This is a genomic window from Acinetobacter pecorum, assembly GCF_014837015.1.
Classification (GTDB): Bacteria; Pseudomonadota; Gammaproteobacteria; order Pseudomonadales; family Moraxellaceae; genus Acinetobacter; species Acinetobacter pecorum.
In genome coordinates this window covers 253473-274774 of record NZ_JACSPT010000001.1, presented here as the reverse complement: position 1 = coordinate 274774, position 21302 = coordinate 253473, and the positions used below count along the sequence as shown (strand labels likewise).

The following is a 21302-nucleotide window of genomic DNA, read 5'->3' as shown; positions in this document are numbered from 1 at the left end:
ACAGTATTAATCCTGAATAAATTTTTCTTGATTCAATTTAATCATTCTTTTTTCTGCTCTCCCCATCACTTGTAAATATCGTATCGCCAGCGCAATTTGTCCCGCTAATCGTCTTTTTTTAAACGTGTATTTTTCTTTGATAGAGCTGAATTCAGGCTTAAAGTGTTCAGAACGGCCAATGGTCGAATCAAAACACCCTTGTTGCAGGAGGCCATATGCGCCAAGCTGGTCTTCTTGAATAATCACTGCAGGTTCAGCTTGCAAACAATGTAATTCATAAGCAGAAAATATAAATCCATCTGCAATTGCCGGTGCAGTTTTTGCTAAACGATTTAATAATTTTTGCGCGCCACTCGGGTAGAGGATATAACCTGCTGCTCCGGTACGATCTTGATATAACTCATATAATTCGACCTGAGTATGATCTAAGGTACACACGGGTGTCCGACTTATAATTTTTTTACGGCTTCTTACTTCCAGATTGATTAAGTCCACATCTGGAAATTGTTGCTGTTCAATTTCGTTTAAAATTTCTTTTGCATTGGAAGCCAGTACTGCATCATCTTCAAGAATTAAACAGGGCTGATTCCTTTTTAGTACTTCTTCCCAGGCTTTTTGGTGACTGAGAAAGCAAGCCACCTCAACTTTACGCAAAGGCCTTTGCCAGCCAAAACCGAATTTTTGGTATTGCTCTTCGCTCAGATCAGCAACTGAAAATGCTTCTAATATTTCAAAATCCAGTCCTAATTTCTCAAATTGTCTTTTTTGAAAATCACGACGATCCTGTGAACTTTTTAAATTGATAATTAAAGTATTCACAATTACCACCATCTCGTCTTTTCACGAGTGTGACGCTGTTTAAAACGTGAATATACATTATTATTCTGATCAAGCTGTAATCTGTCAAAAATCTCAATTACAATTTGACCCAGTTCATGGGCCTCACATATTTGCTCGAGACGCCAGCGCATATTACGTAAAGTATCATCAGTTCCAACCGCAAATGCAGCCGTACCATCAAATAAGGCATAACGCTGTTGCTGCAATAACTGCTGATGTTCCGGATTTACTGTTAAAGACTGGTCACATAAAAAACGTTCAGTTTCCTGTAGTTTAATAGTGTTGATCAGTACCACTGCATTCATCAGAATTGCTTGTAATAGCGGATCATCTTCTAAATCAATAAAAGTATCACAGGCAGAAATTAACCAGCGTGTATTTAATGAAGCCAGTAAATAGTCACGCTCACTCAACCATAATTCTTTAAATCTTGCATAGTTATTCTGAACATCAACTTCACGACGAATGAGTACAATCAAGCTGGCATGATAATGATTGAGCGCAGACTGACCCACAAATTCCTGTTCAAGCTGTTCAATATGTTCATTTAAATCTTTAGCCGAACCATAGGTATAGCGAACTTCTTCACCACCAATCATCTGGTTTTTAAGTGCATCGAGGTCTACGTCATTAAACTGAGCGTAGACCTTGTCTGCCCCAAATCGACGTTGATGGCGACTAAATGAAAACCATTGTTCGAATTTACTTTTTTTTCTCACAGGCATTTGAAATCAAGTCTCTTCCAATCCTACATTTATTCCGCTTACTGCCACGCATCCTTAATCCACTGCGATGGCAGCACATAACGATACCATTTACCACCCCCACCATTCACTGCATCTGGCGGATTAATCTCACCATGAAAAACAATGATTTTGGCACCTTCAGGTTTTACCGGCGGCTTAAAATAAGCCATCGGAATTTTTTGCAGGCAATGATATTTGTAGCTCTTACACCAGCTCTCTGGCCAGTAGCTCAGTTTCTTCTCCCGATCTACATACCAAGACAGATAAGCCTGCTCATTACGGAATTTTTGACGAATTTCATCAAAATGTTCACGGAAATAAGGTAACAGACCTGGGAAAGCACCCAGTTTAAACCGGTAAACCGAACTGTTACCGGTAATACGCCACGGCCGTTTCCAGTCATGAATAATCAGAAAGTCGCCCGGATAGGTAAAGAACTCATCGATATTATCGACAATCACCACATCAAGATCGAGGAAGAGTGCATTGCCTTCTAAACCATAAAGATCAGGTTCAAAAGTGGACAGCTTGTTCCAGCCACGCTCAGGCGCACCTTCAGGCAATGCCAAAGGTGGAATAGGGAAACATTGTACTGCAGGATCAATGCCTTCAGTACGATCCGTCAGACAGACCATTTTAAAGTCCACTGTCGTATGTCGTTTAACCATATTGTATAAACGATTGACGTATTCCGAACCGTATTTGGTTCCCCATTTCATACAAATAACGATGTTACTCATTGCGTATGCCTAAGCTCATCTTAAAATCTTCTTGATGCTGAATATGATGACATAAGTTCGGCAGAATAAGTACATCAGTTAAAAAAAACCTCTCAAATGAGAGGTTTTTTCAAGCAGTAAATTCTGAATTACTTCACATAAGTTAACCAGTGTGCATATTTAGGATCTTTGCCCTGAACCGCATCAAAGTAAGCTTTCTGGATTTGAGTGGTGATTGGACCACGTACACCCTCACCAATCTGACGATCATCGTATTCACGGATTGGTGTTACTTCTGCAGCAGTACCGGTAAAGAATGCTTCATCTGCAATGTAAAATTCATCACGGGTAATACGGCGTTCAATTACGTCATAACCCAAGTCTTTAGCAATGGTAATAATGGTTTGACGGGTAATACCATCCAACGCACCACCTGCGATGTCAGGCGTATGAATCACGCCATCACGTACCAGGAATACGTTTTCGCCTGAACCTTGACACACATAACCTTGCGGGTCGAGCAGCATTGCTTCGTCATAACCTGAATGCGCCACTTCCTGATGTGCAAGAATCGACAGCGTGTAGTTGCCTGATGCTTTGGCCTTACACATGGTCACGTTCGGATGATGATGGGTAAATGAAGAAGTTTTTACGCGAATACCCTTCGCCATTGCTTCTTCACCGAGATAAGCACCCCAGCTCCATGCCGCAACTACGGCATGAATGGTATTGTCAGTTGCAGCAATACCGAGTTTTTCAGAACCAATAAAAATAATTGGACGTAAATAGCAAGACGCTAATTTGTTTTCACGAACAACATCAATTTGAGCTTGCTCTAATGCTGCTTGATCAAATGGAACTTTCATTTGATAAATTTTTGCAGAATTCAACAAACGCTTCGTATGTTCTTTTAGACGGAAAATAGCCGTTCCATTCGGGGTTTCATAAGCACGGACGCCTTCAAACACACCCATGCTGTAATGCAAAGTATGTGTTAATACGTGAGTTTTTGCCTCACGCCAGTCAACTAGTTGTCCATCTTGCCAAATGAAACCATCACGATCAGCCAAATTCATGCCACAAACTCCAATTTCTCACAATTATTCACTATCCAGTACAAAGTCTGCACTTGGATCAATCAGTCTTTGCCATAACTTGCAAACGGTCATTCGGGTATCGTGCCAATCGCTTGCAGACACTTGCATGGATTGATTTGCAAGGGCTAAGCGATGGCTCTCGGCGCGTTCACGGAGATAAGCTTGAATCAGAGCAGTCGCATCGTCGCTGGATAAGCAACCTGATTTTGCGGCATCCTCAAGAATTCGTACATTGTCGGAGAAATGGGCGAGATCTTTATTCGTCCCACTCCAAGCCAACACCGCATACTGTGCCATAAATTCGATGTCTACGATACCACCTGCATCTTGTTTTAAATGAAAAATACCATCTTTTTTTTGCTCTTTAGAAGAACCGAGATGCTCCTTCATTTTCTGACGCATTTTCAGTACTTCTGCCCGTACATAATTTTCATCGCGAGGCTGAGTCAGAATATCTCGCCGTAAAACTTCGAACTTTTTCCTTAAACTCATTTCACCCGCAATTGGACGGGCTCGTACCATGGCCTGATGCTCCCATAACCAGGCACTTTTAAACTGATACTGTTCAAAAGCTTTCAAACTGGTTACCAAAAGTCCAGCTTCACCCGATGGACGCAAGCGGGTATCGACCTCATAAACACGCCCATCCAGAGTTTGTGTGGTCATCAGTGACATGAATTTTTGCGCCACACGCATGGCAAATTCAAAGCCACTAATCGGCTTGAGTCCATCTGTATCGGTCTGCTCACTCATATAGTGAATAAAGACCAGATCCAGATCCGAGCCATAACCCAATTCAATTCCACCGACTTTACCATAACCAATGACTGCAAAAGCCGTATGCTCGACTGAACAGCGTTGCCCTTCGGCATCTAGAGGAAAACCATGTTTTTTCGCAACAATCTGATAGGCCAGATGCAGCGCTGCATTCACCGATACTTCAGCAATATCGGTCAAGGCATCGGAAACTTTCATTAAAGCACTTTCAGCCAGCACATCACTGGCGGCTACAGCAAGTACATTGGATTTTTTAAACAGGCGCAAAACCCGCATCTGGTCTTCGACCTGATCAATTTCAATCCGTAAAAGTTGCTGGCGCAAGGAATCTTCCAGATCCTTACGTTTTGGCAATTCAAAATCCATCGACAGGAATTCATCCAGTAGCACCGGATAATGGGTCAGTTCTTCACAAATCCATGGGCTGACCGTGGCCATCTTCACCAGTCGCTGCAAAGCCCCTTTACTCTCAATTAACATCACCAGATATACCGTACGGCGCATTACCGATTCCACCAAGGGCATCAGTCGTACCAGTGCTGTCTGCGGATCATCTGACTGTAAAACTGCTTCGATTAAATGTGGCCAAAAAGTTTTTAAACGCTGCACTGCTTTGGCTGGTAATTTTTTTAAGGCATGCCCATTCCAAAACTCATAGACAAGATTTTTTGCATTGTCATCCAAAACTTCTTGCAGTCGGTTTTCTAGCTGTGAAAAACTTTCAATCAGGGTATCCGGACCATTTTCCTTAATCAAATGATCAAACTGATACATCACCTTGCTACGCTTCGCATTGAGATACGCCATAAAGCTGTCCCAATCGGCAAAACCCAGGGTATCTGTTATACGCGCCCTTAATTCTGGCTCAGTCGGCAATGATTGTGTTTGCTGATCATTCAGTGCCTGAATCGCATGTTCAACCCGGCGCAGAAAAAGATAGGCATCTTCCAGTTCCTGTACTGCCTGTTCGTCCAGCAATTCGGCATCATCCAGATGATTCAGATTCACCAGACACTGGCGATCCTGCAATTCAAGCTTGGCGCCGCCGTAAATCAACTGGAAAACCTGCACGATAAACTCGACTTCGCGAATGCCGCCAGCTCCGAGCTTGATATCATCTTCTATATTCCGGCGTTGTACTTCACGCTCGATCATGGCTTTCATTTCGCGCATGGCTTCAAAAGCACTGTAGTCGACGTATTTACGAAATACAAATGGTCGGGTCATCTCCAGCAGCTCATCGCCTTCCGGACTTGGATTGACAATTCGTGCTTTGATCCAGGCATAGCGTTCCCATTCACGCCCATGCTGGCTCAGATATTTCTCCAAGGCCACGTGACTGATTGCCAGTGCTGAACCATCTCCCCAGGGACGCAGGCGCATGTCGACGCGAAATACAAAACCGTCAGCAGTGATCTGATCCAGCAAATGAATCAGTTTCTGCCCCCAGAGTATGCAAAATTGCTGTACATCAATACATTTACGCCCATCGGTTTCACCCTGCTCGTCGAAGGCGAAAATCAGATCAATATCACTGGAAAGATTAAGTTCTTGTGCCCCGAGTTTCCCCATGGCAATGACAATAAGATCCTGTACTTTTCCATTATAGCCAATCGGTTGGCCATACTTGGCAACAAGCGGAATACGGGCAAAATCTTTTGCTGCACAGATGCTGGCATCAGCAAAATCGGAGAGTTCTTGGGTCAGAGTGATAACATCGGTCAGTTGGTTGGCATCCTGCCAGATCCAGCGAAACATCAGACGGGCCCGCAGAATACGCATTGCACGCATCCAGGCGGCTTCATCAGTAATATTCAGGATGCAGTCCTGTACCAGCTGATCAATGTATTCCCGACTGAGTGAGCCCTGAAACTGGTCAATTGCATAATCCTGTTCCAGTAAACTCTGGTGATTGGCCAATACCTGTTCCGCATATTGGCTGGCTCTTAAGGTTTTCTGCAATTGTACTGCATTCATCACTCAACTCTTCCCCTGAAACATTCTGCTTAGTTATAGCAGGAGTTTTGTCTCAAGGGGAATGTTTTAGTTTGAAATTTATTTTTAAGACTGCTCGGCCTGCAGGTCTTCAAGCACCAGTGCCTGATGATCATTGGTGACCATCGGTAAATACACGGTAAAGATAGTGCCTCTGCCCTCTTTGGAATCCACACTAATTTGACCATGATTCAGGTCAATAAAGCGCTTGCACAGTACCAAGCCTAAACCGGCACCTTTCTCTTCAGCCGTACCTCTGACACTGACACCCAGCGTCGGTTTGAACAGATTCTGCATCTGCTCTTCAGTCATGCCCAAACCTGTATCCTGAATGGTAATTTTAACCTGCTCGCCTTCCATTTCGGCTGCTAAAATGACTTTACCGCCTTGATCGACTGGCGTAAATTTCAGCGCGTTGGACACCAGATTCTGCAATACCGAGGTAATCATATTAATATCCGCATGGACCTTAATGTCTTCTGGGATATTGTCGATTAATTCAATCTTTTTCTTCAAAGCCAGACTTTTCAGTACACTGCAGACAATTTTACTGGACTGCTTGAGCTCATAATTAATCGGATGATAAACAAAGCGTCCACCCTCTGCCATCGCCCAGGTCAGCAGGCTTTCCAGCAGATTATAGGTAGCTTGCGCATTATCATATAAATAATCCGCAATGCTCTGAATACTAGATTCATCCAGTGTGTCACGTTCCTGCGCCAGGACTTCGGAAAAACCCAGCAAGCCATGAAATGGCGCACGCAGATCATGCGCGATAATTTGGAAAAATTTGGTTTTACTGAAGTTTTGTGCACATTGCTGTTCATATAACTCTTTCAGATTATTATGTTCCTGATTGAGTTTGATACGATTCACTAAACTTTCAGCAAATTGTTTTACAGTGGCAATATCTTCCTGATCAAACAGGTCAGTCTGATCATCAAAGAACACAACCTGACCTAAAGAATCACCTTGGCCCGATTTTAAATTAAATGCGACAAGTCGCTGATGCATCACGCCCAGACTTTTCAAGTAGTCTGACAGTTCTGCATATGCGGGATGCAGGCAATCTATCACATCTGCCTGTAGCAGATATGCAGGTATACTAACATCCTGGGGAGCATGCAGGCCCCGGAAACCCCGCGGACAGCTGTACCAGATATAAGGTTCCGTATGAAAGCCGATAATACTGGTTTTAACATCCAGGACTTTACGGGCAACATTACAGAAGGTGTCTAATAAATTATCAGAGGTATAGACACCTAAAATGAGAGATATACGGCACGAGCTTAAGAGCTCCGTATTCTGACCGACCTCTAGCAGTTTTAGTTCCATGTCTGCCTCTTTAAATGTTTATAGAATATAGGAAACACAGCCGACCAAATTTATACAATCAATAACAAAGATTCTATATTTACTCAACGATAAAAACTCACATATAGATTAAAGGATTTGTTAACCTGTTTCTATCCAGATACATTAACAACCACAAAGCACTGATATTTAATTAATTAAGAATAACTTGAAAATTTGTTATTCAAAAAAAATACTACATAAGTGTTTGAAATTAATATATCTCACCTTAAATAAACATGTTTATTTGTACTCACTTTAACACACTATTGACCAAAAAATACCCAGCATCGCTTTTTACCGTGCTTTAAATAAAAGCTAATCTTTTTTCAATGATATAGCTTTAGAGTGAGATCAAATAAATTACTTCCCCACTGATTATTTTCACTCCTATCCAACTCAGAATGAGCTTTTAATTATTAAAATTATCTTAACAATTATACGATAGAACATCTTTGAAATTTAGAATTTCGATCAAAAAAAATTCACAAAAGCAGCTGAGAGTTGTAAATGAATTACATTCGTTAACAAATTAATTGCGGAATTTTTTTGTTTTATTGATCTATCCAGTGATAGAAATGAAAATCAGGAGAAGAAAAGACAGAGGCTATAGGTAATTCATATTTAAGTAAATTAAAATAAATCTGGCATACAAAAGCGGCCTATAAAGACCGCTTTTTCAGAAAGTAGCGATTAGTTATCTGAAATCAGCGCTACTTGCTGTACATAGTTAAACAGCTTTAATTTAGACGCATTCACTTCTTCTTCAGCAGCCTGATTTTTTAAATCACGATGCACCCGAAGATAATGCTGGCGCAAGGTATGACGCTCTGTCGCATTAAAGGTTTTGGTAAACTCATTGATGGCTGGATCACCATCTTTGACAATTCGATCAACCCAGCGCTGTAATTGGGCTGTCTTTTTCAAACCTTGCTTCGGGGTAAGATAAGACAAAATCACGGTTTCATTTTCATTGCGCAACAATTTGCCTATCCGTGAAAATTGACGACGACGTGCTTCATGAGAACTAATTGCTTGAACATCAAGCAAAGCCTCAATCAAACGCTCATCCACAGGTAGGTTTTTAATTTGTTTAGCGCTCAGCTCTGCAAGCTGTGCACCTAAAGCGGCCATACGCTGGACCGCTTTTTTCTGTTCGGTTTTACTTGCGCGCCCCTCTAAAGACTCAAAATCTTCTTCAGTTAAACTGTTCGGTCGACGTGCCACGATTAATCTGCCTCATAAAATTTTGCTGCAAATAGTGCCTGAATTTCAGATAAGGCCTTGTCCTCGTCTGCTCCTTCAATCACTAAGCGTAAAGTTGTTCCTTTGCCTGCACCAAGCATGAGCAAGGACATGATATTTTTAGCATCTACCAGTTTTTCAGTCTTGCCAATCTGGATACTGGAACGAAACTTAGTGGTAACTTCTATCAGTTTACCAGATGCGCGTGCATGTAAACCCAGTTTATTAATTACGTCAACTGTCGTATCTATCATGACCAGTGCTTCATTTCTCGATGGAGGACTTGAATAGACCATTTTGCCTCAAGCGCTTTTTTTAGTCTATCCACAATATAAACAGAACGATGCTGACCACCGGTACAGCCAATCGACACGGTCATATAATGGCGGTGTCCCTCGGCAAAAGTTGGCAACCATTTATCCAGAAAATGATAAAGGTCATTAAACATCTCTTCGACCTGATCGCTCTTTTGTAAAAATTCCTGCACCGGCTGATCTAATCCAGAAAATTTGCGCAGTTCTAGCTCCCAATGCGGGTTCGGCAAGTGCCGGACATCAAAGACATAATCCGCATCGAGTGGAATCCCGTGCTTATAACCAAAGGATTGCAAAATCAGGATCAGGTTATCGGCCTGTCCCAGCTTGGACAACAGAGTATGTTTCAGGTCATGCACGCTTTTGTCGGTGGTATCGATATGCACCGTAGAACGCAACTGAATCGGCATCAACAGGATTTTTTCCTCCTGGATACACTGATTCAGACTTTTAAAGCGTGACGCCAGAGGATGTGGCCGGCGCGAGGCACTGAAGCGTGCAATCAGCTCCTGATCCTGCGTAGTCAAATAGATAATATCGACCGAACCATGCTGCTGTAACTGCTCAAATACATGATCAAATTCTTGTAAATCTGCCCGGGTACTGCGTACATCCACACCCAGCGCCAACTGTTCCAGATTGTTTTCACTGTCCAGTTTTGCCACGATTTCGGGAAGCAATGCCAAAGGCAGATTATCAATACAGTAATAACCCAGATCTTCAAGCACCTGTAATGCAGATGATTTACCTGAACCAGATTGCCCTGTGACAATTAAAATGCGCTTCATGCATGCTACCCTTTCATCTTAGCCGGCAGTATATTTGACCTGCAAGTTGTCGATTAGACGCGTATTTCCCAGCTTTGCAGCTACAAATAACACAAGATCTTGATTAAACGTATGAATTTTTTGTAATTCCGGAGTGCGGGCTTCAACATAATCAATAACGAAACCGGCATCGGTTAGGCTCTGGCGAATTTCGGCCAATACCATATCCAGTTCTACGCCTGCGTGTAGCTGCTGTTCAGCCTTTTGCAAGCTCTGGTAAATGACCGGTGCGATGGCACGCTGTTCTTTGCTTAAGTAACCATTACGAGAACTTAAAGCCAGACCATCTTCTGCACGGGCAATCGGCACACCAATCACTTCCAGCGGAATATTCAGGTCTTGTACAAACTGCCGAATGACCGCCAGCTGCTGATAATCTTTCTGGCCAAAGAAAGCATAATTCGGCTGTATGATGTTAAATAATTTAGTAACCACCACCGCCACACCATCAAAATGGCCAGGGCGCTGCGAACCGCATAAATCATTGGTAATTTCAGACACACTGATATTGGTCAAGCGCGGTTTTTTGCCATACATCTGTTCCACACTTGGAGCAAAGACAATGTCACAACCGACTTCAGCCAAAAGCTGCTGATCCTGTTCAAGCGTGCGCGGATAGCTGTCAAAATCTTCATTGGGTCCAAACTGGATCGGATTGACAAAGATACTGACCACCACCACATCACACAACTTACGCGCTTCACGTACCAGATTTAAATGTCCCTGATGCAGATTGCCCATGGTCGGTACAAAACCAATGATCTTGCGCTTGGCACGTGCGGGATTTAATGATGCGGCTAATCCCTGAATGGTGGTTTCTGTTTTCATCTTACAATTCAACCTGAAAAGTCTGTTCTGGTGCCGGAAAAGATCCATCTAAAACTGCAGCATGGTACGCTTTAAAAGCATCAAGAATGGCAGTAGCACCCGATTGTTCCTGCATAAAATTACGTACAAATTTTGCGGTATGGCCAAAGGTCAGACCCAACATGTCCTGAACCACCAGTACCTGGCCGTCTGTAGCTGCACCCGCGCCAATACCAATCACGGGAATCTGTGGAAACAGTTCGGTGATTTCCTGGCCAAGCTGTGCAGGTACACATTCGAGTAGCAATAGCGCAGCACCTGCCTCTACCACTGCCTTACAATCTGCAATGAGCTGATTAGCAGCTTCACGGGTACGGGCCTGCAGTTTATAACCACCAAAAACATGTACCGATTGCGGAGTAAGACCCAGATGCACACATACCGGAATACCGTTCCGGGTCAGTACCTGTACGGTTTCCGCCAGCCATGTACCGCCTTCCATTTTCACCATTTGTGCGCCGGCTTGCATCACGGTTTTCGAGCTTTGCAAGGCATCATTTAAGGTGGCATAGCTCATAAATGGCAAGTCAGTCATGATAAAGGCATGCTGATTACCACGGCGTACCGCAGCAGTATGATAAGCCATATCAGCAACCGTAACAGGCAAAGTCGAATCGCGGCCCTGAATTGACATTCCCAAAGAATCGCCAATTAAAATGCTATCGACTTGGGCAATTTCCATGGCTTTGGCCATACTGGCATCATAACAAGTCAGGCATGAAAATTTGCGTCCATCTGCTTTGAAGCGTCTTAAATCACTCAGACTGACCATGAAGATGTTCCTCTATGATTGAAGTTCTCTCGAACATACCAATAACTCAAAAATTAAATATTTGCCCAGTTGCTGTCATCGAGTACCGTGAGGGTCGATTGTTTGACGATGTCCAGATCTTTTAAGAATGTGTCATTGACCTGTATTTCAGAATCAATATCCAGAAGTGGAATCAAGACAAAATCACGCTCTAATACCCCGACATGCGGCACGGTGAGACGTTCATTTTGAATCTGCTCGTTACCGTAGATCAGCAAGTCCAGATCCAGCGTACGTTCACCCCAATGCCGCAAACGTACCCGACCTGCTTCCTGCTCAAAAGCTTGCAAACGATCCAGCAAGCTTAAAGCAGCCAGATTAGTCGTTAACTGTACAACGGCATTCAGATAGTTTGGCTGGTCCTGAGGTCCCATGGGTGGACTTTGATACAGATGCGAGGTTTTTACCTCACCCAATGTCGCCAGTTTCTGTACAGCTTCTGCCAGAATCTGGCGTGAATCGCCCAAGTTACTGCCCAGGCCAATATAAGTCACGATCATTGTGTTGGCCCAAATACCACCTGACTCAGATCACGTTTTACCCGCTTGCGTTTCATAATCGGATGATCTGCGCCAATTTCACCACTGGCACTGGCTGCCACATGCGACAGAGGTTTTACCTTGTCTTCAAACTTGGCTTTACGCGCCCGGCGGTTACGCGGCTCAGGTTCATTTACCAACGGTTCGATCTCAACGGAATCTTGCTGCTGCGTCAGTTTCTGTTCCAGAGGTTCTTCTTGACTTGCCTTACGCCGGCTCTTGGCACGCTGACGGTTATATTGGCTAATAGCACGCTCTTTCTCATCACCACTCATTTGCTGGTAAGCATCCCACCAGCTGCCCATCTCCTGTGCAGTCGCATCACCTGATTTTTCACGCAACAGCAAAAAGTCAAAGCCGGCACGGAAACGTGCATGGCTGGACAAAGCTTCAATTTGCTGTGGTTTAGGATTCAGCAAACGGGTCTGCATTTCCCAGATTTCACGAATAAAGGTTTCTGCAAAGCGCGGAATAACAGTACGGGTTGCCTGGCGTTTTAACACGTCAAGACCAGCTTGGGCACGTGCTTCAGCCGCTACTACACCTTTATTCAGATAGAATTCGCAACGTTCCAGAAATGGCTGCCATAACAGCACTGCATAGAAAAATGCCGGGTTGATGGTTTTGCCGATAGAAATGCGCTGATCGGTATTTTTTGCAGCGCGTTCCATAAACGGCGTAATTTTAGGTTTGATATCTGCAAATAACTGCTGCCAGATTCCAAAATCGATCAGCATCGGCAAGACACGATTCAGATGTCCCATGGTGAACAGTTTCTGTGATTCATCATAAAGTCGATGTGGGGAAACATCACGCAGCAACTGGGTCATTTCCGGAGTGAAAACCTCCAGAATTGCTTCATCAATATTGAAGTTCAGTTTGGCGGCAAAACGCAAGGTTCGTAGCATCCGCACTGGATCTTCTTCAAATCTTAAAGCTGGATCACCCAGTAAGCGTAACGTTTTGCTGTGAATATCATCCACTGCATTGCAGAAATCCAGCACAATGCCCTTACGCGGCTGGTAGTACATCGCATTGATAGAGAAATCACGACGGGAAAAATCCTGTTCGATGCTACCCCAGTTATTATCACGCAGAATCATCCCCGCGGCCGAGGTCACTGCTTTTTTGGGTGGTGCACGGAAAGTTGCTACTTCAACCAGTTCCCGTCCCGAATAGACATGGGCCAGTTCGAAACGTCGCCCGATAATTCGACAACGCCGTCCGAAAACTTCCTTGACTTGAGCCGGGGTGGCATTGGTAACTGCATCGAAATCTTTAGGATTCAAACCTAACATCAGATCTCGAACACCACCACCCACGATATAAGCTTCATAGCCTGCCTTGTTTAAGGCATCAATCACATCGAGAATATAAGAAGGTAATTGAGCGGTTGATAAACCACATTTTGACGCGCGCAAAGTTTGCAAAAGACGCTGTCTCCTACGTCTGAACGTAAAATTCTAAGATGACGCTAATCATATCGCTTACACGACTAAAGGGCAATTTGATTATGTCAATCCTGCGAGTCAAATCAATCAACTAATCCATGATCCATATGGTCACTCTACAAAGCGAGTTTCGCCTTGTTTTTGGCAAATAAAGCCGGTCCAATGCCTTTGACCTGCTGAATATCTTCAATACTTTTGAACTTACCGTTTTTTTGCCGATACTGAATAATGGCTTCAGCCTTCTTCTGACCAATCCCGTGCAATTCCTGCAACTGTTCGAGGCTGGCACGATTCAGACTGATTTTGTCAGTAGCGGAATCTGACAATGCAGGCTTGGCCAGATAATGATTGCTTTCTGATGTGGCGGTAACAGCGGCTTTTTTCTTCAGCCGCGCATCATGTTGCTGCTGTTGGGTCTTCCATTCCATATAATCGGTGGCAGTTGCATGCACAGTCCCGATAGAAATACAGCCGAGCCAGCAACCCAGAACAAGATTAATCCATGTCGGACCGATTTGATAAGATATTTTTTTCATGTGCCACTCTTTGTTTTAATTGTAATTTGGCCTGTTCCCAGAGCTGATCAAGTTCAGCCAGTGACAGTTTTTCCAGGTTTAATTGTTGTAATTGTGCCTGATCTTCCATCAGGGCAAAGCGGGTCCGGAATTTATGGATGGTTCCCAATAATGCCATCTCGCTGGAGATGCCAAGTTTACGTCCAACATTGACCAGAGAAAATAAGCAGTCGCCAAATTCTTCCTGTATTTCATCGGAATTCTGTCCGGCTACCGCTGCTTTTAATTCAGCCAGTTCTTCTTCCAGCTTGGCATAAGCACCCGCCATGTCCGGAAAATCAAAACCGATTTTGGCGACATTTCTCTGAATCTCATCCGCCTGATGCAGTGCAGGTGCGTGCTTAACATCGTCTAAACGTGAACGTGGCTTGCCTTGTTTTTCTTGCTGCTTGATTTCTTTCCATAGCTTGGACACATCTTCAGGACTAAGCTGCTTAAACTGTTCCGCCTGAAATACATGGGGATGACGACGAATCAGTTTCTCGGTAATGGCCTGCACCACATCCTGAAAATCAAAAGCACCCTGCTCACTGTACATCTGCGACTGGAACACCACCTGTAGCAACAAATCGCCCAGTTCATCGCGGATATCATCAACCTTTCCTGAGCGCACAGCTGCTTCGACTTCATAAGCTTCCTCAATCGCATATTTGGTCAGCGATTCGGGAGTTTGCTGCTGATCCCATGGACATTTTTCACGTAATTCGCGCATGACCTGAAGTAGTTGTTCCATTTTCAAAAACCTCTCTTTTTTACCAAATAGTCGCGTCAATCTGCCGGTTTCTTGTTATGCTCAAAAAAAAGACAATAAGGAGATCAAACACATGCACAGTATATTGATTAGTGGAGCAGCACAAGGAATTGGAGCAGCAACCGCCCAGCTATTTTACCAGCACGGCTATAAAGTCGGTATTTATGATATCAATACGGCACAGGCTGAACAGCTGGCCCAGCAACTGGGCGAACATGCCAAAGCCGGCTTTCTCGATGTGGCCGATTATGCTTCCTGGGAAACAGCCTTGTCTGAATTTTCGGCCTGGGCGGGGACAATCAATATTCTGGTCAATAATGCCGGGATTTTATATTCAGGCCCTTTTGAAGAAACTGATATTACGGCACATTATCGGACTCTGGATATTAATGTTAAGGGAGTCATGAACGGCTGTCATGCCGCTTTCCCTTATTTAAAAGAGTCTGCATTTGCCCGCATCATTAATCTATCTTCAGCTTCGGCAATTTATGGACAGGCCGATTTAAGCAGTTATTCTACCAGCAAGTTTGCAGTGCGTGGCCTGACTGAAAGTCTGGATATTGAGTGGCAACCCTATGGAATCCGGGTATTGGATGTGATGCCGCTTTTTGTCAGTACTGCGATGGTCAAAGATATGCAGGCGGAAAGTATTAAAAAAATGGGCGTGCATTTAAAAGCAGAGGATGTAGCGCAAGAGATTCTTAAACTGGCACAGCTCAAAGATTCAATCTGGCAGGCAACCCATCATCCGGTTGGTTTCAAAAGCCAGTTTTTATTTCATTTATCGCGAATGAGTCCGCAATTTGTGAATCGGCTGAGTAACCTGCTCATCGCCAGAAAATAAAATCTGAGATTGATTCCGGTCTAGACAAGGTGATGAAGCTGAATCACCGGAAATTTCAACCCGTTGCAAGAGTGCTCACTTTGCCAGGCCACAGTGAGCATGCAGCCAGCAAGCGTATAATTTTGATAGGCATAGACGCCAATCTCTGGATGTTCGCAGCGCCCGCCATTTTGCTCAGGATGAAGATTAGTATTCAGTTCATTCAGGTTGATCCGGATTCCCAAGCCTGATGCCTTTAACACCGCCTCTTTGGTCGTCCAGACTTTAAACCAGTATTCGGGATCATAATCCAGCACTTGCCACTTTTTGATTTCCTCAGGATGGAAGGCATGTTGTGCCAAGGCTTCAAAACGGACTTTTCGGCTCAGTTCTTCAATATCGATTCCCAAGTTCTGAACTTGCTTGCTTGTGGCCAAGGCGTAGAAATTCTGGCTATGGCTATGATTAAAACTGAGGTCTGGATAATCATTTAAATAAGGCTTGCCAAAATTCGTCCGTACCACCTGTTGATCGCTAACAGGCAATTCAAAAGATTGGGATAAAAGCTGATTGCGCAAACACGCCACTTCGCGTTTCCGTTCGACAACCTGGGTTTTGTGGTCTGACAATTGATCACATGCCAGATCAGAAAGTTGATGCAGATGAATTTGAATCAGCCGAGCCACGTGAATCCATTAAAAAGATGTCAATTGATTTGAGTGTAAAAGAATTTACACTTTTATTGGGAAAGAAATTCATTATTTTCTCAAAATAAAAAGCCTGCTTTACGTAGGCTTTTTATCCGAAAAATTTAAACTATAGAATTAGCGTTTAAATTTCTTCTCGGCTTTCTTGAATTTCTGTACATAACGACGTTTACGCGCAGCTGCACGCTCATCCACTTGCGACTTACGGCCTTCAAACGGGTTTTCAGAAGTTTTAAACTCGATTTTAATCGGTGTACCTTCAAGCTTGTACACTTTACGGAACACGTTTTCCAGGTAACGGCGATAATCTGCAGGAGTTTTATCCACCTTGTTACCATGAATCACGATCGTTGGCGGATTTTGTCCACCCATATGTGCATAACGCATTTTAATACGACGACCCTGAACCATAGGTGGTTGGTGAGCCTCTGTCGCATCATTTAAAATCTGGGTGATTTTTGCCGGTGACACTTTTAAGCGCGATGAATCATAAGCACGGTGAATCGATGGATAAAGATCGCCCACGCCCGTTCCATGCAATGCAGAAATCAAATGCACTTTGGCCCATGGAATAAAATCGAAGCGACGCTCTACATCGAGCTTACATTGCTTACGATCATATTCAGTCATGTTATCCCATTTATTGACTGCAATGACCATGGCACGACCTGCTTCAAGCGCATAGCCAATCAAATGCAAGTCCTGCTCAACAATACCATCACGTGCATCAACCACAACAACAATGACATTGGCATCTTTCATTGCCTGTAAAGTTTTAACAATCGAGAATTTCTCAATCATTTCATCAACTTTACCTTTACGGCGCACCCCGGCAGTATCAATCAGAGTGTATTGACGGCCATCACGCTCGAATGGAATATAAATCGAGTCACGTGTTGTACCCGGCTGGTCAAATGCCACCACACGCTCTTCACCGAGCAAGCGGTTTACCAGCGTTGATTTACCTACGTTTGGACGACCAATAATGGCTAAACGCAGACCCGTATTTTTGTCATGCTCTTCCGGATTTTCATCTTCCGGTACATCGGCAAGTACATCTTCCAGCATTTGCTGGACACCACGACCATGGCTGGCTGCGACTTGTAACGGCTCGCCCATACCCAGTTTGTAGAATTCAACCAGGGCAGCTTCAGCATGTACACCATCGACTTTGTTGGCAACCAGAAAGACTTTTTTGCCTAAAGTACGCAATTCACGGGCAATCTGCTCATCAGATGCCAGCAATCCGGCACGCGCATCAACCACAAAAATGATGATGTCGGCTTCATGAATAGCAGTCTTGGACTGCTCTGCCATGTAGGAGTCAATCCCACCTTCATTTTCGCCAATACCGCCAGTATCGACCACAATGAAAGATTTATTTTGATAAGTTGCATCGCCATATTTACGGTCGCGTGTCAGACCGGCAAAGTCTGCCACCAATGCGTCACGGCTCTTGGTAATCTGGTTGAATAGCGTTGATTTTCCGACGTTCGGACGACCAATGAGCGCAATTACGGGTTTCATAGAGTAACCTTTATTTAATATCAGGCGTCAAAGTGGCCTGAACATCAGAAAGCATAGGAAGATATAAGGGGTAAATACCCTAAATAAAAACACGGGGCATTGATTTTTCAATCACCCCGCGTTCAAAAAATACGGTTGTGGCTAGTTTAGCATAAGGCTCGTTAAAATTAACGGTTCTGCCAAATGCTTAATGCGCCCTTGCGTGTGGAAACATACAGCTGGTTGTCGATGACGCGTAAGTTACGCACTTCTCCAGAAGTTTTTGCACGACCGGTTATCTGTCCGGTACGCGGATCAATCAGGTGCAAAACGCCATCCAGATCGCCGACCACCAAGTCAGTACCCAGCATCACCGGGTTACTTAACTTGCGATTCAGCAGCTGGTCATTTTCCCAAAGAAGTTGACCTGAAGTAATCTCAAAGGCTTTGATTTTGCCATCAGTTTGCGCCACAAATACACCATTACCCACAACTTCTGGACGCTGGATACTGCTGGCATCTTCACTCCAGACCACCTGTTGTGAAGCCAGATCCAGTACAGTCACCTGACCTTGATAGCTAGTAGTCACCACAAACTGGCCTGCAACCACTGGTTCACCATCAATATCCACCAGACGCTGGATATCAGAACGCCCGTCAGACACTGCTACACGGCGCTGTAATTTCGGTATACCACTTAAGGCATCCAGCACATAGATGTAAGCATTGGAAGAGCCTATCAGCACATTACGCGCATCTAATGCAACCGGTGCAGCCATGCCGCGCAGGCTGAATTGTACATTAGGCAAATTATAAGTCCAGACTTGTGCGCCTGTCGCGATTTCATGCGCATACACAGTACCGTCATTGGTCACGCTAATGACACGCCCGGCATGAATTAATGAGGGTGCCAGTAAGGCACCGGTCAATTGCGCAGTCCATTTTTGTTCACCAGTTTGCTGGTCCAGTGCAAAAAGCTGGCCTTTCTGGTTACCGACAACCACGATTCCCTCAGCTGCTTCCACACCGGAACTTAAACCATCTTTGCTGACTTTTTTCTGCCACAGACGCTGCTTACCATTAAAAGCAGAAACCTCACCTTTTGGATCTATCGCAAAAACCACGCCATTATCTGCATCCAGACGCAAACGTAATGGATCGGCAGCCTCTGTCGCAGCCACACTAGTGGAAAATACGGGCACCAGTGTTTTGGCTTGGGTCAGTTTTGGAAGTGGATTCGGTTTTACTTCTGGAACTTTATTGGTTTTACCTGCACAGCCAGCCAGTGCAAGCGTTAAAACAGTCAAGGCACAGGTAATTTTGTATTTTCTATTCATTCAGCTTCTTCCGCTTGTGTTTCTATAATTGGGCGTTCGATTTCCGGATCATCGACCAATACGCCTACGCTTTCGAGCTTCATCTGTAAAATCTGACGTTCTTCTTTACGTTCAATCAAAGCATCCCATGCACTTTGATATACTTTTTTAGCATTTTCAATATCATTTTTGGCAACATAGATATCGCCACGAGCTTCATCGGCGGTTGCTTTGAATGCAGGCTCAGTCACTGCTTCTAAAGTTTTTAATGCAGCATCATATTTTTTCTGCGCCAATTGTGCATAAGCCAGACGAAGTTTGACTACCTGAACCAGGCCTTTATCGTCTACTTTCGAGTTTTCAACTTTCTGTAGCGCTTTCTCGGCCGCAGCATAATCTTCTTTGTCATAAGCCAGTTTTGCCATCACCAGTTGGGTCTGAATCGCCTGCGCTGAATCAGGGGCTTCCTTGACAATTTTATCTGCAGTTTCAGACAGCTGAGCAAAACCATCGCCTTTCGATGCCTGTGCATCATCCATCAACTGCTGAACTCTGGCAGTGTTCATTTGCGACTCTGCCAGGTTTTTCTTCTGCCAATATTCCCATCCGAAAAAGGCAATCAGCGCAATTAAAATCCCGGTAATCATCGAAGAACCATATTTCTTCGTAAAGGATTTTAAGCTTTCAAATTGTTCATCACCACTCATTGCGCTCATGAGATTACCCTTTTCCTAATGTTTTATCGATTATTTTGAAGAAATTTTAGTACTAAAAAATGCAACGAAGTCCGTAAATGGCACATTCGATTGCTCTGCAGTTGCCAGCTCTTTCACGGTAAATGCCTGAGCTTCCAGTTCACGTTCCCCTAAAATTGCCGCGTATAAAGCGCCCGCCTGATCGGCCTTTTTCATTTGCGATTTCATTGAACCCTGGGAGCCCACTTTCAGTCGAATCTGACTGCCCGCTGCTTCCAGCTGATCCCGAATCTGTTCTGCAATGACCAAAGCTTTACCTTGAGAAGCCGGTTCAGCCACCAGAAATACTTCACAATCACGTGTCGGGGTATTGTTTTCAACCTGTTCCAGCAGAAGCAATAAACGTTCAATCCCCATGGCAAAACCAACAGCAGGGACAGATTGATCAGGCTTGCCTTTAAGTTGTCCCACCAGACCGTCATAACGGCCACCGGCACATACCGTACCCTGTGAACCCAAATGGGTTGTGGTCCATTCAAAAACAGTTTTGTTGTAATAGTCCAGACCACGTACCAGTTTTTGATTGATCACAAAACTGATGCCTGCATCGGTCAAGTACTGTTGTAACTGGGCAAAATGCGCCAGCGTTTCTTCACCCATAAAGTCATGCAGTTTCGGTGCATTTTCCAAGATACTTTGTGTTTTGGCATCTTTAGAATCCAGAATACGCAGTGGATTGGTAGTCAGACGGCGTTGTGAATCTTCATCCAGATCCGCTTTATGTGACTCTAAAAATTCAACCAGTGCCGCACGATATGCTGCACGCTCATCCAACTCACCGAGTGTATTTAACTCAAGCTGAACCTTGTCTGCCACACCCATACGTTTCCACAGACGCGCCGTCATCAGAATCAGTTCTGCATCCATATCTGGCGTTGCCACACCAAACGTTTCTACACCAAACTGGTGGAACTGACGGTAACGGCCTTTTTGCGGTTTTTCATAACGGAACATGGGTCCGATATACCAGACGCGAGGCGTCGCACCGCGCAGCAGGTTATGCTCCAGCATGGCACGCACACAACCCGCCGTCCCTTCAGGACGCAGCGTCAACGACTCAGGCGGATTACCCTTGTCGAGGAAGGTATACATTTCTTTTTCAACGATATCGGTTGCATCACCGATCGAACGTTTGAACAGATTGGTCTGCTCAACCATAGGCAAACGGATTTGTTGATAGCCATAGGCATCCATCAAACCGGATAGATGCTGTTCAAGACGTCTCCAAGCTGGGGTTTGCGTTGGGAGAATGTCATTAAAACCTTTGATTGCGACGATTGAACTCATG

Annotated in this window: 21 protein-coding genes; 1 reads left to right on the top strand and 20 read right to left on the bottom strand. The window is 44.3% G+C overall.

Annotation, left to right across the window (positions count from 1 at the left end):
• Positions 1 to 6: 6 nt before the first annotated feature.
• The 15 genes from H9629_RS01225 to mazG all read right to left on the bottom strand — a co-directional run bounded on the left by H9629_RS01225 (position 7) and on the right by mazG (position 14889).
• Positions 7 to 819 carry a glycosyltransferase family 25 protein gene (locus tag H9629_RS01225; protein WP_318245696.1) on the bottom strand — a complete coding sequence of 271 codons (813 nt, stop codon included), beginning with the start codon at positions 817 to 819 and terminating at the stop codon, positions 7 to 9.
• 2 nt (positions 820 to 821) lie between these two features.
• Entirely contained in the window at positions 822 to 1565 is a 744-nt protein-coding gene (locus tag H9629_RS01220) for a hypothetical protein (RefSeq protein WP_064094757.1), read from the bottom strand.
• 38 nt (positions 1566 to 1603) lie between these two features.
• Positions 1604 to 2326, bottom strand: coding sequence for a hypothetical protein (locus H9629_RS01215; protein WP_064094758.1), 723 nt, complete (start codon positions 2324 to 2326; stop codon positions 1604 to 1606).
• A 128-nt stretch (positions 2327 to 2454) separates the two neighbouring features.
• Positions 2455 to 3381: a branched-chain amino acid transaminase gene (locus H9629_RS01210; RefSeq protein WP_004278329.1), complete on the bottom strand. Its 927-nt coding sequence runs from the start codon at positions 3379 to 3381 to the stop codon at positions 2455 to 2457.
• A gap of 24 nt (positions 3382 to 3405) precedes the next feature.
• Complete coding sequence (gene glnE, locus H9629_RS01205; RefSeq protein ID WP_064094759.1) at positions 3406 to 6156, bottom strand: bifunctional [glutamate--ammonia ligase]-adenylyl-L-tyrosine phosphorylase/[glutamate--ammonia-ligase] adenylyltransferase; 2751 nt, start codon at positions 6154 to 6156, stop codon at positions 3406 to 3408.
• An 84-nt stretch (positions 6157 to 6240) separates the two neighbouring features.
• Complete coding sequence (locus H9629_RS01200) at positions 6241 to 7509, bottom strand: sensor histidine kinase (protein ID WP_064102288.1); 1269 nt, start codon at positions 7507 to 7509, stop codon at positions 6241 to 6243.
• Positions 7510 to 8220: 711 nt separating this feature from the next.
• The gene (gene yjgA, locus H9629_RS01195) at positions 8221 to 8754 is read right to left on the bottom strand and encodes a ribosome biogenesis factor YjgA (protein ID WP_064094761.1); all 534 of its coding nucleotides are present in this window, start codon (positions 8752 to 8754) and stop codon (positions 8221 to 8223) included.
• 2 nt (positions 8755 to 8756) lie between these two features.
• On the bottom strand, positions 8757 to 9026 hold the full coding sequence (locus tag H9629_RS01190) for an HPr family phosphocarrier protein (protein WP_064094762.1): 270 nt from the start codon (positions 9024 to 9026) through the stop codon (positions 8757 to 8759).
• Positions 9023 to 9874, bottom strand: a complete 852-nt coding sequence (gene rapZ / locus H9629_RS01185) for an RNase adapter RapZ (RefSeq protein WP_064094763.1) — start codon at positions 9872 to 9874, stop codon at positions 9023 to 9025. Before rapZ ends, H9629_RS01190 begins: the two co-directional genes overlap by 4 nt.
• An 18-nt stretch (positions 9875 to 9892) precedes the next feature.
• Positions 9893 to 10741 (bottom strand): pantoate--beta-alanine ligase, encoded by an 849-nt coding sequence (gene panC, locus H9629_RS01180; RefSeq protein ID WP_191730398.1) that lies wholly within the window; start codon positions 10739 to 10741, stop codon positions 9893 to 9895.
• A gap of 1 nt (position 10742) precedes the next feature.
• Positions 10743 to 11552 carry a 3-methyl-2-oxobutanoate hydroxymethyltransferase gene (gene panB / locus H9629_RS01175; protein WP_144724072.1) on the bottom strand — a complete coding sequence of 270 codons (810 nt, stop codon included), beginning with the start codon at positions 11550 to 11552 and terminating at the stop codon, positions 10743 to 10745.
• 53 nt (positions 11553 to 11605) lie between these two features.
• Complete coding sequence (folK, locus tag H9629_RS01170) at positions 11606 to 12091, bottom strand: 2-amino-4-hydroxy-6-hydroxymethyldihydropteridine diphosphokinase (RefSeq protein ID WP_144724071.1); 486 nt, start codon at positions 12089 to 12091, stop codon at positions 11606 to 11608.
• Positions 12088 to 13560 carry a polynucleotide adenylyltransferase PcnB gene (gene pcnB / locus H9629_RS01165; protein ID WP_191730397.1) on the bottom strand — a complete coding sequence of 491 codons (1473 nt, stop codon included), beginning with the start codon at positions 13558 to 13560 and terminating at the stop codon, positions 12088 to 12090. The genes folK and pcnB overlap by 4 nt, the downstream gene beginning before the upstream one ends.
• Positions 13561 to 13697: 137 nt before the next feature.
• Positions 13698 to 14117, bottom strand: coding sequence for a ComEA family DNA-binding protein (locus H9629_RS01160; protein WP_064102284.1), 420 nt, complete (start codon positions 14115 to 14117; stop codon positions 13698 to 13700).
• Positions 14077 to 14889, bottom strand: a complete 813-nt coding sequence (gene mazG / locus H9629_RS01155; RefSeq protein ID WP_191730396.1) for a nucleoside triphosphate pyrophosphohydrolase — start codon at positions 14887 to 14889, stop codon at positions 14077 to 14079. The genes H9629_RS01160 and mazG overlap by 41 nt, the downstream gene beginning before the upstream one ends.
• 91 nt (positions 14890 to 14980) lie before the next feature.
• On the opposite strand from mazG, the gene H9629_RS01150 reads away from it, so the two are divergent.
• Positions 14981 to 15751 (top strand): SDR family oxidoreductase, encoded by a 771-nt coding sequence (locus H9629_RS01150; protein WP_191730395.1) that lies wholly within the window; start codon positions 14981 to 14983, stop codon positions 15749 to 15751.
• Positions 15752 to 15771: 20 nt separating this feature from the next.
• On the opposite strand, the gene H9629_RS01145 is transcribed toward H9629_RS01150, so the two are convergent.
• The 5 genes from H9629_RS01145 to hisS all read right to left on the bottom strand — a co-directional run bounded on the left by H9629_RS01145 (position 15772) and on the right by hisS (position 21301).
• On the bottom strand, positions 15772 to 16416 hold the full coding sequence (locus tag H9629_RS01145) for a 4'-phosphopantetheinyl transferase family protein (RefSeq protein WP_191730394.1): 645 nt from the start codon (positions 16414 to 16416) through the stop codon (positions 15772 to 15774).
• Positions 16417 to 16554: 138 nt separating this feature from the next.
• The gene (gene der / locus H9629_RS01140; RefSeq protein WP_005103252.1) at positions 16555 to 17964 is read right to left on the bottom strand and encodes a ribosome biogenesis GTPase Der; all 1410 of its coding nucleotides are present in this window, start codon (positions 17962 to 17964) and stop codon (positions 16555 to 16557) included.
• A gap of 167 nt (positions 17965 to 18131) precedes the next feature.
• Positions 18132 to 19280 (bottom strand): outer membrane protein assembly factor BamB, encoded by a 1149-nt coding sequence (gene bamB / locus H9629_RS01135; RefSeq protein ID WP_064094772.1) that lies wholly within the window; start codon positions 19278 to 19280, stop codon positions 18132 to 18134.
• A complete protein-coding gene (locus H9629_RS01130) occupies positions 19277 to 19975 on the bottom strand; it encodes a YfgM family protein (RefSeq protein WP_064094773.1) in 699 nt (232 codons plus the stop codon). The genes bamB and H9629_RS01130 overlap by 4 nt, the downstream gene beginning before the upstream one ends.
• Before the next feature lie 30 nt (positions 19976 to 20005).
• Positions 20006 to 21301, bottom strand: coding sequence for a histidine--tRNA ligase (hisS, locus tag H9629_RS01125; protein WP_191730393.1), 1296 nt, complete (start codon positions 21299 to 21301; stop codon positions 20006 to 20008).
• Position 21302: the final 1 nt, after the last annotated feature.